General features: G+C 52.1%; 16 protein-coding genes. 6 read left to right on the top strand and 10 right to left on the bottom strand.

Features of this window, described 5'->3' with window-relative positions; translation table 11 throughout:
• Positions 1-12 precede the first annotated feature (12 nt).
• Entirely contained in the window at positions 13-324 is a 312-nt protein-coding gene (gene rplU / locus K0I63_RS04485) for a 50S ribosomal protein L21 (RefSeq protein ID WP_011864675.1), read from the bottom strand.
• 275 nt (positions 325-599) lie between these two features.
• Here rplU and ispB point away from each other — a divergent pair, with 275 nt between their 5' ends.
• Positions 600-1571, top strand: coding sequence for an octaprenyl diphosphate synthase (gene ispB / locus K0I63_RS04480; RefSeq protein WP_220082684.1), 972 nt, complete (start codon positions 600-602; stop codon positions 1569-1571).
• A 133-nt stretch (positions 1572-1704) separates the two neighbouring features.
• Here ispB and mdh read toward each other — a convergent pair whose 3' ends face one another.
• Positions 1705-2640 carry a malate dehydrogenase gene (gene mdh, locus K0I63_RS04475; RefSeq protein ID WP_220082683.1) on the bottom strand — a complete coding sequence of 312 codons (936 nt, stop codon included), beginning with the start codon at positions 2638-2640 and terminating at the stop codon, positions 1705-1707.
• A gap of 307 nt (positions 2641-2947) precedes the next feature.
• Here mdh and argR point away from each other — a divergent pair, with 307 nt between their 5' ends.
• Positions 2948-3418, top strand: a complete 471-nt coding sequence (gene argR / locus K0I63_RS04470; RefSeq protein WP_011864672.1) for a transcriptional regulator ArgR — start codon at positions 2948-2950, stop codon at positions 3416-3418.
• Between the two features lie 196 nt (positions 3419-3614).
• A complete protein-coding gene (locus K0I63_RS04465; RefSeq protein ID WP_220082682.1) occupies positions 3615-4073 on the top strand; it encodes a cupin domain-containing protein in 459 nt (152 codons plus the stop codon).
• Between the two features lie 137 nt (positions 4074-4210).
• Here K0I63_RS04465 and K0I63_RS04460 read toward each other — a convergent pair whose 3' ends face one another.
• The 4 genes from K0I63_RS04460 to K0I63_RS04445 form a co-directional block, all read right to left on the bottom strand.
• On the bottom strand, positions 4211-5155 hold the full coding sequence (locus K0I63_RS04460; RefSeq protein ID WP_220082681.1) for a Dyp-type peroxidase: 945 nt from the start codon (positions 5153-5155) through the stop codon (positions 4211-4213).
• 186 nt (positions 5156-5341) lie between these two features.
• Positions 5342-6370, bottom strand: coding sequence for an ABC transporter ATP-binding protein (locus K0I63_RS04455; protein ID WP_220082680.1), 1029 nt, complete (start codon positions 6368-6370; stop codon positions 5342-5344).
• Position 6371: 1 nt separating this feature from the next.
• Positions 6372-8003 carry an ABC transporter permease gene (locus K0I63_RS04450; RefSeq protein ID WP_220082679.1) on the bottom strand — a complete coding sequence of 544 codons (1632 nt, stop codon included), beginning with the start codon at positions 8001-8003 and terminating at the stop codon, positions 6372-6374.
• A 157-nt stretch (positions 8004-8160) separates the two neighbouring features.
• Positions 8161-9168 carry a Fe(3+) ABC transporter substrate-binding protein gene (locus K0I63_RS04445; protein WP_220082678.1) on the bottom strand — a complete coding sequence of 336 codons (1008 nt, stop codon included), beginning with the start codon at positions 9166-9168 and terminating at the stop codon, positions 8161-8163.
• Positions 9169-9338: 170 nt separating this feature from the next.
• Between K0I63_RS04445 and K0I63_RS04440 the strand changes: the two genes are divergently transcribed.
• Complete coding sequence (locus K0I63_RS04440; RefSeq protein WP_220082677.1) at positions 9339-9809, top strand: hypothetical protein; 471 nt, start codon at positions 9339-9341, stop codon at positions 9807-9809.
• 71 nt (positions 9810-9880) lie between these two features.
• Here the strand turns inward: K0I63_RS04440 and K0I63_RS04435 are convergent, their stop codons facing one another.
• The 3 genes from K0I63_RS04435 to K0I63_RS04425 all read right to left on the bottom strand — a co-directional run bounded on the left by K0I63_RS04435 (position 9881) and on the right by K0I63_RS04425 (position 11942).
• A complete protein-coding gene (locus K0I63_RS04435) occupies positions 9881-10480 on the bottom strand; it encodes a glutathione S-transferase N-terminal domain-containing protein (protein WP_220082676.1) in 600 nt (199 codons plus the stop codon).
• 10 nt (positions 10481-10490) lie between these two features.
• On the bottom strand, positions 10491-11231 hold the full coding sequence (locus K0I63_RS04430; RefSeq protein ID WP_220082675.1) for a ferredoxin--NADP reductase: 741 nt from the start codon (positions 11229-11231) through the stop codon (positions 10491-10493).
• 129 nt (positions 11232-11360) lie between these two features.
• On the bottom strand, positions 11361-11942 hold the full coding sequence (locus K0I63_RS04425) for a DUF5610 domain-containing protein (protein ID WP_220082674.1): 582 nt from the start codon (positions 11940-11942) through the stop codon (positions 11361-11363).
• A 152-nt stretch (positions 11943-12094) separates the two neighbouring features.
• On the opposite strand from K0I63_RS04425, the gene K0I63_RS04420 reads away from it, so the two are divergent.
• Complete coding sequence (locus K0I63_RS04420; RefSeq protein ID WP_220082673.1) at positions 12095-12631, top strand: phosphoglycerate mutase family protein; 537 nt, start codon at positions 12095-12097, stop codon at positions 12629-12631.
• 113 nt (positions 12632-12744) lie between these two features.
• Positions 12745-12954: a hypothetical protein gene (locus K0I63_RS19950; protein WP_144200808.1), complete on the top strand. Its 210-nt coding sequence runs from the start codon at positions 12745-12747 to the stop codon at positions 12952-12954.
• Between the two features lie 30 nt (positions 12955-12984).
• Here the strand turns inward: K0I63_RS19950 and K0I63_RS04415 are convergent, their stop codons facing one another.
• Positions 12985-13242, bottom strand: a complete 258-nt coding sequence (locus K0I63_RS04415) for a hypothetical protein (protein ID WP_144200806.1) — start codon at positions 13240-13242, stop codon at positions 12985-12987.
• Positions 13243-13268: the final 26 nt, after the last annotated feature.

Here is a 13268-nt window from a genome sequence, read left to right as displayed (position 1 = left end):
TTAGACCCCTTATTAAGCGTTGATAGCTGTAATTTTAACTTCGGTGAACCACTGACGGTGGCCCATCTTCTTGTCGTGGTGCTTACGACGACGGAACTTAACGATAGTTACCTTCTCGCCACGGCCATGGCTGATCACTTCAGCTACAACCTTACCACCTTCAACTAAAGGTGCACCAACGTGTACAGTTTCACCATCTGCAACCAAAAGAACTTGGTCGAATTCGATAGTTTCGCCTGTAGCAACTTCTAATTTTTCTAGACGTACAGTATGGCCTTCAGCAACACGGTGTTGCTTACCACCACTTTGAAAAACAGCGTACATAGCTATTTTACTCCGATATTTCTAGCACGCAGACCCTTTTTGTTTGGCTGGGTGCTATAAAAGCTTTAATGACAATGGTCGCGGAGTTTACGCTAAGTTCGCCTGGCTGACAAGTCCTAATTCACTTTGATCAAAAAAAGATCGGAATTACTCGCACAATACTCTTCTGCTACTGTCAGGCGAGGCATTTTTAGGTAGAATCTAATAATTATAACATTTTCGCCTTAATTTGGGCTGTCTGAATTACCTCGCAACCCTAAAAGTAGAGCCATTATATGGATTTGAATGCCATTCGTCAGCTGGCAGACGCTGATATGAAAGCCGTCGACCAACTTATCTATAAGCAGTTGGAATCGGATGTCGCCCTTATTAATCAACTCGGATTCTACATCATCAATGGCGGCGGCAAACGTATGCGTCCGCTGCTCTCTATCTTGGCCGCCCGCGCCATCGCCTATGAAGGTAAAGCGCATCTTAAACTGGCGGCAATCGTTGAGTTTATCCATACCGCTTCTCTGCTACACGACGACGTGGTCGATGAGTCTATGCTTAGACGCGGCCGGGAAACCGCCAACGCCCTGTTCGGTAACAGCGCCAGCGTATTGGTCGGTGACTTCCTCTATACCCGCTCTTTCCAGATGATGACAGAGCTGAAGAGCATGGAGGTGCTTGAAGTGCTCGCCGATGCCACCAACGTACTGGCAGAAGGCGAAGTATTGCAGCTGATGAACTGTAACGACCCAGACACCAGCGAAGAGAGCTACATGCGGGTGATCTACTGCAAAACGGCGAAACTATTTGAAGCCGCGACCCGTCTGGCAGGTGTGCTGGCCGATAGCAGCATAGAAGTGCAAACTGCACTGGCCGACTATGGTAAGTATCTGGGCACCGCCTTCCAGCTCACCGACGATCTACTGGACTATACGGCCGACACCGAGGCCCTAGGTAAGAACATAGGCGACGACTTAGCCGAGGGTAAGCCTACCCTGCCATTAATTTACGCCATCGCCAACGGCAACGAGCTGGAGCGTCAATTGATTCGCGATGCGATCGAGAAAGGCGACGGCACTGAGCATATCGATACCATATTAAATGCCCTTAAGCAGTGTGGTGCCCTGGACTACACAGAGAAACGCGCTCAGGAAGAAGCTGAGAAGGCGATACGCGCATTAGATCTGCTTCCCGATAGCGACTATAAGCAAGCCCTGATATCGCTGGCGAGAATCGCCGTGGCGCGCGATCACTAAGTCGCAGACTATTAGATCCTAATCAGTCTTTCGCCCCTCGATATCAAGGTAAAAGTTACCCATAAAAAATGGAGCCAATTGGCTCCATTTTTTATTTAAGGACTAACACTCACACTAACTTAGAGACTTAGCCTTATTTTACGAAGTCGACACCCAGTGCGATATCGGCTTTAAGCGTGTCTAGCATAGCATCACGTGCGTTGGCTTCGAACTCGCTAACCTCACCATAGGCAAGTACCTGCTCGATGCCGTTCTTACCCAGTAGTACAGGTTGCGCGAAGAAGTCAGCATGCTCGCTGCCACCATCGACATAGGCACACTCAACAACGTTAGCTTCGCCCTGTAGACCGCGAACCAGTGACAGACCGAAACGACATGCTGCCTGACCCATAGACAGAGTCGCGCTACCGCCACCCGCCTTAGCTTCAACCACTTCGGTGCCCGCGTTCTGGATACGAGTCGTCAGTGCAGCCACTTCTTCATCAGAGAAGCTTACGCCTTCGATTTGAGACAGTAGTGGCAGAATAGTCACGCCGCTGTGTCCACCGATAACATTCACTTTAACGTCGGCAACGTTCAGACCCTTCGCTTCGGCAACGAAAGTTTCAGAACGGATAACGTCAAGGGTAGTCACACCGAACAGACGGTTCTTGTCATATACACCGGCAGCCTTCAGTACTTCTGCAGCGATAGCGACAGTGGTGTTAACTGGGTTAGTGATGATACCGATCAGCGCCTTAGGGCAAGTTGCGGCACACTTCTCAACCAGGTTTCTCACGATACCCGCGTTGATGTTGAATAGATCTGAACGATCCATGCCTGGCTTACGTGCAACACCAGCAGAGATCAGTACCACGTCGGCACCTTCCAGCGCTGGCGTTGGATCTTCACCCGCAAAACCCTTAACTTCTACAGCGGTCGGGATGTGGCTTAGGTCAACGGCAACACCAGGAGTGACTGGCGCGATATCATAAAGGGATAGTTTTGAACCGGCAGGCAGTTGAGTTTTGAGTAGTAGGGCAAGAGCCTGGCCAATACCACCGGCGGCACCAAGTACAGCAACTTTCATAGTTATCTCCGTTAATTCTTGGATATTATGTGATATAGATCTAGATTTACCGATGGCGCAACATTACTGGAATCACGGTAAAAATTCAATTATCCCTTAGTCGTGTGGCCAGATAATTTCAATTTCTCCCAGCCAACTGCCATTTACAGGCCATTTAGGATATACTGCCCGGCCTTGCCTGCGACCCCTTAGCGCTCCAACCACCCCGCAAACCTGAATTTTTATTCACACAATCCGAATAACGCTTGACTAATGGCGCAAAAATATTCAAAATAAGCCAGTTTTTTGAATATAAGAATAATTCGATATGCAAGCCAATAAAAATCAAGACGAACTTGTAAAGACCTTTAAGGCTATCTTGAAAGAGGAGCGTTTTGGCTCCCAGAGCGAGATAGTCAACGCCCTGCAGTCCGAGGGTTTCAACAACATTAACCAATCCAAAGTCTCACGCATGCTGAGCAAGTTTGGCGCCGTGCGCACCCGCAACGCCAAGCAGGAGATGGTCTACTGCCTGCCCGCCGAGCTTGGGGTCCCGACGGCCGGCAGCCCACTGAAAAACTTAGTGCTGGATGTCGACCATAATCAATCTATGATAGTGGTCAGAACCAGCCCAGGCGCGGCCCAGCTGATCGCCAGACTGCTGGACTCTATAGGTAAGCCTGAGGGCATACTGGGCACCATCGCCGGTGACGATACCATCTTCATCTGCCCTTCCAACATTCAGGAAGTGGACAAGACGCTCGAGACGGTCAAGTCGCTGTTTAACTACGCCGATTAGTCCGCTTATCAGGGATGGCCTAGGCCATCCCCCGAGAGACACCCTTTAGCCTGTTTAGGCAAAGGGTGTTTTTTTATCTAAGTTTTGACTTGGTTTTACCTAGGTTTAATCACGCTCAAATTGAATACTATATATCTGATAGGATACACTGAGTCCAAACCATCCCCCTCTGTCACCCGATGGTTAAGGACCCGAGATGAATAACAATAAGATAATTAATATCGACAACCTTTGCTGGGAATCTTGGCAACACTCAGATCGATACGCCAGCCATCAAAAACATATCGGCGATGCCGCCGGTTGTCAGCAGATCGGCGTCACCATGGAACGACTGGAACCCGGTAAACTCTCCTCCGTCGCCCACTATCACACCAAGGAAGAGGAACACCTCTACGCGCTGCAGGGAGAAGCTACCCTGTATATCGACGGCGAGCCTCACCCCTTTAAGCAGGGCGACTATATCTGTTTTACTGCAAATTCAGGCATCTCCCATACCCTGAAAAACGAATCCGACGCCGACTTCCTGTTTCTGGTGCTGGGCAATCGCGATCCCCACGATGTGGTGGTGTACCCGGAGCACAATAAGGTGCAGGTGCGCTCCATCGACGAGATCTATGCCAAGCGCCCTACCAACTACTGGGACCCCGACCATTAAGTCACCGATAAGCGGGCACAAAAAAACACACCTTAGGGTGTGTTTTTATTGGGTTAGTGACAACAAGCCAGAAGCCAGCAATATGGACTTTTGAGGTACTCACATCAAAAGTACCGCTATGCTTTAATCCTCAAACTCTAATCCTCGAACTCTGCCTCTCGCTCCATGAAATCAAGCGACGGGGCAAAGAATGCCGAGCCTGTCAGTGCCTGGGTAAAGTGCATCAGGTGATCGTGATTCCCCTCGCCGTCGCCATGAACCATGCTGCTCAGCATCTTCTCGAAATGTACCGAGTTGCGACAGACTGATATAAACATCAGCCCCTGCTCCTTCATCGACCCGTAAGGCATACTCTGGCGCAGGATCTCCATCGACTTGCCGTCGGCATCCTTCAGATTAACCCGCTTGATGTGGCTGGTAAGCGGCTTATCCTCAGAGGCATACTCGATATTGTCTATCTTGGTACGGCCTATGATATCTTCCTGCTTCTTCTGCGGTAGTCGGTTCCACTTGCTGAGGTTATGGGCAAACTTCTGCACATGAATATAGCTGCCACCACGGAAATACTCGTCTTCGTCGCCCACCAAGGCCACATCCTGACGATGACGCCCCTTAGGATTCTCTGTGCCGTCGACAAATCCGGTTAGATCCCGGGTATCCATAAACTGGAATCCGCGCTCCTCATCCACCAGCTCAACCAAATCTTCAAACATCTGGCACACCTCGTTGGCCACCAAATGCAAGATGTCATAACGATCACAGCGCAGATGCACGAAGAGATCATACTCATGGGCCGGTGCATCACGATTATCGGCATGCATGGCCGGAAAAGGCTTGAGCTGTGAAGGACGACGCCCTGAATACAGACTATCCCAATAGTTAGCACCTATGGCCACGAAACCGTTGAAGGCGCTGTCGGCATACTGGTCGGCCAATTCATAGATATACTGAGCGACATTGGCGACGCAGGGACGCAGCTGAGACTCGACGCCGTCGTTGGCGTTGAACATCAGATACACGCTATGTAAATTTCCTTCGGCACACACACCCAGCTGTTCACGTGGCATAACCAGACTATCCATATATAAACCTACCTTTCGTCAGTCTCAATTTCGGCGTTATTATCCGAAACTTTAGCGATAATTAGTATTACACAACCCACAAACCGTTAAAGCGAAACGTCATTTACCGGCTAGATTAACTTTTTTTTAAGTTGGCAACCATAGCCAGACGCAAATGCCCTTCACAAAAGTGTTACATAGGCCAGCTTAGAAGAGCACCGCCGGATGAGGCGTCACCGACAGGCCAACCTTCTGCCCAGGGCTAAAATGGTGCAAGGGCGAGCGCACCGCCAATATCTCCTCGCCAATCAAGATGCTGTAGTGGCACAGATTACCGAGGAAGCGCCGCGCTACGATAGTGCCCTCACCTTGCTCATCTTCTGCCATCTGCAGCTGCTCCGGACGCAGCAGAAGCTCGCCGCGATATCCGGCGGCTTTGGCCAATTCACTACTGCTTTGTACTTCGCCCAGCAGGGTCTGTAACCGGACGCTATCTTTCACCTCACAGCTAAGATAGTTCACCTGACCGAGGAATTCCGCCACATACTTATCCGTTGGCTCGGCGTAGAGGCTCTCAGCACTGCCATATTGGGCTATGCCGCCATCCTTGAAGAGCGCCAGCTTATCGGCGAACACGAAGGCCTCATCCTTGCTGTGGGTTACAAACACGGCACTTACTCCGCGCAGCTTTAAGATCTCGCGGATCTCCACCATCATCTCTCCGCGCACCTTAGCGTCGATATTGGAAAAGGGCTCATCGAGCAGCAGAAGTTCTGGCTCATAGGCTAGCGCCCTTGCAATCGACACCCGCTGCTGCTGACCCCCCGAGAGTTCGTGAGGATAACGGCCCCCTAAGCCCTCTAGCTTCACCAGCGCCAGCATCTCACCCAGCCTCGCCTGTCTGGCAGACTTATCCAAGCCTTTCACCCCGAACAAGATATTCTCGGCCACAGTCAGGTGAGGAAACAGAGCGTAGTCTTGGAAAATCATCCCGACCTCTCGCCGCTCGCTAGGCACAAACGTCTCGGGTCCCGAGAGCAGTCGACCATTGATGCTGATACGCCCTTGGGAGATAGGCTGCAGCCCGGCAATTGCCTTGAGTAGCGTGGTCTTGCCACAGCCGCTTGGGCCGAGCAGGGCGGCAATTTCTCCCTGATGCAGCACAAGATCTAAGCCGCGCAGAATCGTCTGCCCCTGATAATCGCTGTGAACCTGTTCTATGGTAAGCGTCGACATATTAGTTACCTTGCTCCAAGGAGCGATTGAGATAGATAAGCGGGACTAACCCCACCAAAACGATCACTATGGCCCCCAGAGCGCCCTGCTCGAGCTGTTCATCCGAGACAAATTGGTAGACATAGGTGGCGAGATTCTCGAATCCCACGGGCCTGAGTAGCAAAGCCGCCGGCAGCTCCTTCATACACTCGATAAAGACCAGCAAGATGGCGGCGAAGATGCCGCTGCGAAGCAGTGGCAGATGGATCCGCGATAGGATGGCGCTGGGTCTCATCCCCATGGTGACCGATGCCATATCCAGCGAGGGACTGATCTGTTTATAGCTGTTTTCTATGCTGCCGATGGCGATGGCCGCAAAGCGGATCGCAAAGGCAAAAATTAATACAAACAGGGTGCCACTGAAGATAAGCCCAGGCCCACTCTGGTCGAAATAGGCATAGAGATCGTTGACCGCGAAATCAAGAAGGCTCAGAGGCACCAAAACGCCTATCGCCAGCACTGTCCCCGGCAGGGCATAGCCCGTCGAGGCCAGGCGTGACGGCAGGATATCGATTTTTCTTGGACTGCAGCGCCGGACAAACATCAAGAGCAAGGCAAACACCATAGTGACTAGACTAACCACCAAGGCAATGATCAGGCTGTAAAGACTGTATTCCCAGAAGGCCTGATTCCAACTGACATCAAAGTAATCCCAGGCATACCCCAGCAAGACCCAAACAGGCAGGCCGAAGGCCAACAGCAGCAGCACAGCGCAATAGCCCGCAGCGAGCCAGGCCTTAAACCCCGATAGCGCATATCGTTCGTGGGAGGTTATCGGCGTCTGTTTCTGAAACAGCTGCTGTTTACGCCGGGCAAAGCGCTCGGCGCCGATCAGACAGAAGACCACCAGCAGTATGATGGCTGAGAGTTTAGCTGCCGCCGCCAGACTGCCGTATCCCAGCCAGGTATCGTAGACCGCCGTCGTCAAGGTAGGTACGGCAAAGTAGCTGACGGTCGCGAAATCGGCGGCCGTCTCCATCGCCACCAGCGCCGCCCCCACCGCCAAGGCGGGCCGTGCCATAGGCAAATTCAAGCGCCAGAAACTGCGCCAGGGCCCTGCCCCCATCACTCTGGAGGCGTGCAGCAGGCTTGGCGACTGCTCCATGAAGGCGGTGCGCGCCAGCAGATAGATATAGGGAAACAGCACCAGTGCCAGCATCACAGACGCACCGCCCAGGGTGCGCACATCGGGAAAGTAATAATCCGTGGGCGACAGCCAGCCATTGACTTGCCGCAGCCAAGTCTGAATCGGCCCGGCATAATCCAGCAGATCCGTATAGACATAGGCCACCACATAGGCGGGCATGGCCAATGGCAGCAGCAGCGCCCACTGAAACCCATTGCGTCCGGGAAAATCACAGCGGGCCACGCACCAGGCGGCGGGCACGGCAATCAGCAAGGCGCCCAGGCTGACAAACAACATCAAGGCCAAGGTGTTGAAAATATAGGTAGGCAAGACGGTTTGCATCAGGTGACCGAATACCGCCTCATCTGGCACCATTGCCTGTATGCAGATGGCTCCCAGGGGCAGGGCGAAGCAGATGGCAGTCAGATAACTTAGGGTCGACCAGGATTTGGGAAAGCCTAAAATCATAGAAAATCTCAATAAAACGAGTCAGGCCATTATCTGTGACCAACTTAAATCTAAGCTTAAACGCAAACGATTATTAATTGAATAGTGGCCCATGCGGCATAAAAACGAGATAGCCTTCCCGAAGGAAGGCTATCTTTTGATCAACGACCGCCTAGCACTAGAGATCGAATTTGACCTGATCGAGCAACTTCACCGCTGCGCCGTGATACTCGGCCAGCTTGTGGATGGGCAGCTCATCGGCCTTATAGTCACCCCAGGAGGCTACCAGCTTAGACGGCTTCACATCTGCCTTGACTGGATATTCCATATTGAGTTCGGCGTAGGTCTGCTGCGCCTGTTGACCCGAGAGGTATTCCATCAACTTGATGGCGTTCTCGCGCTCTGGAGCATACTTAGTCAGGGCCATACCTGAGACGTTGATGTGAGCACCGCGATTTTTCTGATTCGGGAAGTTGATGTTGACCGCCTCGGCCCAAGGTACCTGCTTAGGATCTTGCAACATCTTACCCAGGTAGTAGCTGTTACCTATGGCGATATCACACAGCCCCTCCTTAACCGCCTTCACCTGCGCCCTGTCGTTACCCTGTGGCTTGCGGGCCAGGTTTGCCTTAACGCCTTCCAGCCAGGTCTTGGTATCTGCCTCACCATGATGGGCGATCATCGACGCCACCAGAGAGATGTTGTAGGGGTGCTTACCGCTACGGGTACAGATCTTGCCCTTATATTTAGGATCCGCCAGATCTTCATAATCGATCTCCAAGGAACCGAGACGCTCCTTAGAAGAGTAGATATTTCTCACGCGCTTAGTCAGGGCAAACCAATCGCCATTGGGCGAGCGAAGATTCGCAGGAATGTTCTGCGCTAAAGTCTCGCTGTCGACCGGGGCCACCAGCCCTTTATCCGCCAGCTCCATCAAACGGGAGAAATCTGAGGTAAGCACGAGATCCGCAGGCGACAGGCGTCCCTCGCGGGCGATTCGCTCGGCAATGCCCTGTTTGGCAAATACCAGATTGACCTTGATGCCTGTCTCCTTGGTAAAGTCAGCCAAAATGGGATCGATAAGGAAAGCCTGTCGGTAGGAATAAACCGTGATGCTGTCGGCCGCATTGGCCATTGAAGTGACACAAGCAAAACCCAGAACAGCCAAACGTTTCATGAATCTCATGCAGATACTCCGCGATAAAGTTAATGATAATAATTATCAATTGCGACAAGAGTAATCAATCTGACAGGAAACGGCAAGTGAGATCCGTCAAAATTTGCGTGGCCGCTCATTTTGACCAAAAAAGCCTCGCTGACTAGACTCAAAGGACTCGGCCACAAAAAGGATCTCATATGTTTCTGGAAATTCTCGCGCTGATACTCGCCGTCATTCTTATTTTATTCCTGTTTAAACATAGATTTACTCGGGTTAGGGTCAGGCGGGCCCGCAGGGCAGCGGCGCCGCAGACCAACCTGAGTGCCAGGATGATCAGCGAAGAAGTTCCCCATGCGCCGACGCACAGCCTCAATACCAGCCATCCCTATCACTGTGTCGAGATCGTCAACGAAGAGGGCCTGTGTGGCAGCGCGAAGAAATTAAAAGGCAAACGATTCCTCTCCATAGACGCACCGACACTACCACTTCCCGGCTGCAGTGAGGACGAATGTAGCTGCCGATATCTGCATCATGAAGACAGGAGAGAACAAACTGACGATAGGCGGGTCGACTTCGGTGTGACCCGTGAACTATATGGTGTGTTTGGCGAGCCCAACCGGCGCAGTCAACCGGCTAAGGGACGGCGCCATACTGATACTCGCCACTAACAGAAAAGCACCAACGGCTCCTCACTACACCCAAATCATTGAGCGCAAGCTCTTTAGTGATACAGCCAAGCCTAGGCGTGGGGGCGTGTGGTTAACATGGCCGCGCCCTTGGAGAAGGTCTGTAGCCATCTAGCCGTCGCCGGGGCGACCTTACGCCAATCCAGATCCGGATGACGAAAATCTACATACTCTAACAAACAGGCGAGACAGATCTGCTGCAAGGACACCTTGCTGTGGCCAGAAATGGCCATCAACTCTATCTGCGCCAAGCCCCTGAGTAAGGCCTGTTCAAACCGGGCCGTCCAAAATGGGCTACGCAAACCCTCATCGTCACGCATCTGCTCCTGCCTTAAGGCCACCGCGCTATCGAGCAAGCCCTTAATCAGGGAGTACTGGGTCTCGCCGTACCAGGAATCACCGGGCTGTCCAAACAACTCGCCACCGCAATACTCATGATCCAGGTAGCGCAGGATCACCTCGCTGTCATACAAGGTGCCACCATCGTTCAACAGCAGACAAGGGATCTTGGCCAGCGGATTGGCATCCAGCAATAGCTCGGTATTCTCAAGTGGATTGACGGCGACCGGCTCGATGCCCCTGATGGCAAACTGCGCGATAACGACCCGCACGGTTCTGGCGTAGGGTGACGCCGGCGAAAAGAGTAATTGCATCTCACTTCCTCTACCAATATTTCTCGACGGTGATCTGCCCTGGCGCCCGGCGAAGGTTCTTAGCCAGCCCGCGGGACAGCAACAGGGTATTGAGCTCTTTGATCATCTCTGGATGGCCACAGATCATCACCTGTGAATCTTGCGCGCTCAGCTTGAGGCCGACCTGCTGCTCGATCACTCCGCTCTCGACACCTTGGGTGATGCGGCAACTGAGCGCACCCTCCACCGGCTCCCGAGTCACTGAGGTGACTAAGGTAAACTTTCCGGGGTATTTGGCCTCGAACGCCTTAAGCTCTTCATAATAGGCGAGATCCTCTTGATAGCGCACGCCGTAGACTAAGATCACCCGCTCAAAACGCTGCCAGGGCTCGGTGGTTCTCATCATAGAGATAAAGGGACCCACCGCGGTTCCCGTAGCAAAAAACCAGATATGCTTGCCCTGGGCTGGGATCTCATCCAGCGTCATGAAGCCCGCCGCCTTTGTGGAGATATCGATGCTATCTCCCGGGGCTAAGGCCTGCAACTTAGGCGATAACAGACCATCGTCGACACTGACCGCCAGCACCTCCAGCAGCGGCGCATCGGGCGCATTGACCAGTGAATAGGCTCTGGCGACACGTTTATCGTCAATATGCAGCGACAACTTAATAAATTGTCCGGCAATGAAATCGCCGATATCGGCCGACAGCTTCAGGGTAAATAACTGATCGCTCCAGTCAATCCGCTCTACAACCTTTGCCTCTCCCCACATATCGCCACCTCTACTGGCATCAATCGATACTGATACTCCCATGATTCATAGATTTTCTATCCGAGTCAAGACAACAAAAAACCCCTTATCTTAAGGGGTTTATCGAAATCAAATGGGAGTCAGAAGGCCTTATTCTTGCTCTGTCTCTAGATTGAAACTGTCTCTGAAAGCCTGCAGCCCTTCCTGTACTAAGCCATAGGTCTTGTCGACCCCAGCCGCAATATCGCCTTCAAGCACCTTGAGTCCGGAGAGGATATCTTTGGCCTCATCGAAACCTTGGTCAATGGCACCACCGATTATGTCCATGAAGGAGCTGAGCTGCTCATCGAAGGACATGCTGCTGTTTTGCTCCTGATGTATGGCAAAAAACTGAGTCGCAAAGCTGACGATGCGCTCGGCCGTCGCCTCGGGTGAGGTATCCACCCCTTGAGCCGCCGCCCTCTCGATGGCGTGCTCACCCATGGTTGGTGCCAGCTCTTCATTAATCGCCTCAATCGCCGCCTTATACAACAGCTGCATGGGCTCATTGCCCGCGCTCAAGTTCACCTCTTGCTGCGCTTCCAAGATCGCCGTATTCATCAGCTGCTTACTGGCCGCCAAAGCCGTCTTGTTCTTGGCCACTTCGGAGACTTGTTGACCATGGTTAGTCGTCGAATCTGTCTTGTTGTGCGCCGCCGCAGATACGGCTCCGCCGTGATTTTGAATCTCCATAATCGCCTCGCTCACCAAATTAAATTAACCCTCAGCTATTATTATCGTCCATTTTGTAAGCAACTTTAGCGCAAATGCCCAATTAATCTGTCATCGGCAATTCACCCAAAGTGCGATATGCTAACCAATTCGTTAATTAAATAAGGGTTCCCATGTTACGACTCATCAGCTTTGGACTTCTCGCCCTGGTAGCTTACCTACCGATGGCGCAGGCCAATCCAGCAATCGCCAGCAAGAAGGTAATTCTGGTGCGTCATGCCGAAAAAGCCGACCAGGGACGCGACCCTAGCTTGAATGACGCGGGCAAGTTGCGAGCACAGGCATTGGTTGAAAGCTTGGGCGATACCCCACTCAGCCTGGCCATATCCACACAATTCAAGCGCACGCAGGAAACCTTAACGCCGCTTATTACCGCCAGAGGAATTCCTTTAGTTGTCATCGACGCAGGCAAGGATTTGGACAAACATATTGCGACCATTGCCGACAAGGTCATGGCGCAGCAGGGCAATGTGATCATCGCCGGCCACTCCAATACTGTGCCACTGATCATCAAGGCACTTCGAGGACCCGAGATACCTCAATTGAGAGAGGATGAATATGACAATTTGTTTATCCTTTCCCTGCCCCAAGATGGCGCAAGTAGCCTGATAAAAACCCAATATGGTGCAACTTCAGGCAATACCCAATAAGGATTAGACATTAGTCTAGATAGCGCTAGCTTTATGATCTAAACTTGATTACATTAGCGATATATGGAATAGCAGCACGCGCTGACGTTAAGCGCAGCCACGGAGAATCACTGGTGAGTAATTCGTTTTTTGGAGCGGGAAATAAAAGTAAACCTTTGTCGGTTAGCTGTCAAAACTGCAACCGATTAACGGTTATCGAAGGCGAGACTATCTGCTTCAAGGGTGGAGAGATCATTAGACTGACACCCTATGAGCCGCAAAATACCAAGCTCAGCCTCCTCTGTGACGGTTGGAAGCCGATCAACACCTCAAAAACAGCCTAGTCCTTCTGCCAGCAAGTCTGGCGGCAAACCCTACATCATCCCCGCATAGTCATTCGCGTAGTGCTTTACTTCACGCGTAAGGCCTTCGATTACGGTCGAGGGCGGGATCATGGCAAGGGTCAAGCCCCGTGTCGTGACCCTCAGGTAGGAGCTCAGCTGAGCATAGACGACCACCAACTCCTCCTGTCCCAATCCCCGCTCTCTTAAGGTCGCCATGATGGCTAGCCAATCGGTATCTACGATCCGCGCCTGGCCTTCGATACTTGCATGTATAGGGATGTTTTTCATGGGACCGCCTCCGTAGGTTTGTTATT

Source organism: Shewanella rhizosphaerae (assembly GCF_019457655.1).
Lineage (GTDB): Bacteria > Pseudomonadota > Gammaproteobacteria > Enterobacterales > Shewanellaceae > Shewanella > Shewanella loihica.
Note: the sequence above shows the minus strand (reverse complement) of the source record. Positions and strands in the feature narration are given on the sequence as shown.

Excerpts from the sequence above, each read along its gene's own strand:
- K0I63_RS04430 (WP_220082675.1), bottom strand. The coding sequence starts at position 11,231 with ATGTGGGGAGAGGCAAAGGTTGTAGAGCGGATTGACTGGAGCGATCAG.
- K0I63_RS04435 (WP_220082676.1), bottom strand. The coding sequence starts at position 10,480 with ATGCAATTACTCTTTTCGCCGGCGTCACCCTACGCCAGAACCGTGCGG.
- K0I63_RS04460 (WP_220082681.1), bottom strand. The coding sequence starts at position 5,155 with ATGGATAGTCTGGTTATGCCACGTGAACAGCTGGGTGTGTGTGCCGAA.
- K0I63_RS04415 (WP_144200806.1), bottom strand. The coding sequence starts at position 13,242 with ATGAAAAACATCCCTATACATGCAAGTATCGAAGGCCAGGCGCGGATC.
- mdh (WP_220082683.1), bottom strand. The coding sequence starts at position 2,640 with ATGAAAGTTGCTGTACTTGGTGCCGCCGGTGGTATTGGCCAGGCTCTT.
- rplU (WP_011864675.1), bottom strand. The coding sequence starts at position 324 with ATGTACGCTGTTTTTCAAAGTGGTGGTAAGCAACACCGTGTTGCTGAA.
- argR (WP_011864672.1), top strand. The coding sequence starts at position 2,948 with ATGCAAGCCAATAAAAATCAAGACGAACTTGTAAAGACCTTTAAGGCT.
- K0I63_RS04440 (WP_220082677.1), top strand. The coding sequence starts at position 9,339 with ATGTTTCTGGAAATTCTCGCGCTGATACTCGCCGTCATTCTTATTTTA.
- K0I63_RS04425 (WP_220082674.1), bottom strand. The coding sequence starts at position 11,942 with ATGGAGATTCAAAATCACGGCGGAGCCGTATCTGCGGCGGCGCACAAC.
- K0I63_RS04445 (WP_220082678.1), bottom strand. The coding sequence starts at position 9,168 with ATGAGATTCATGAAACGTTTGGCTGTTCTGGGTTTTGCTTGTGTCACT.
- K0I63_RS04420 (WP_220082673.1), top strand. The coding sequence starts at position 12,095 with ATGTTACGACTCATCAGCTTTGGACTTCTCGCCCTGGTAGCTTACCTA.
- K0I63_RS04450 (WP_220082679.1), bottom strand. The coding sequence starts at position 8,003 with ATGATTTTAGGCTTTCCCAAATCCTGGTCGACCCTAAGTTATCTGACT.
- ispB (WP_220082684.1), top strand. The coding sequence starts at position 600 with ATGGATTTGAATGCCATTCGTCAGCTGGCAGACGCTGATATGAAAGCC.
- K0I63_RS04455 (WP_220082680.1), bottom strand. The coding sequence starts at position 6,370 with ATGTCGACGCTTACCATAGAACAGGTTCACAGCGATTATCAGGGGCAG.
- K0I63_RS04465 (WP_220082682.1), top strand. The coding sequence starts at position 3,615 with ATGAATAACAATAAGATAATTAATATCGACAACCTTTGCTGGGAATCT.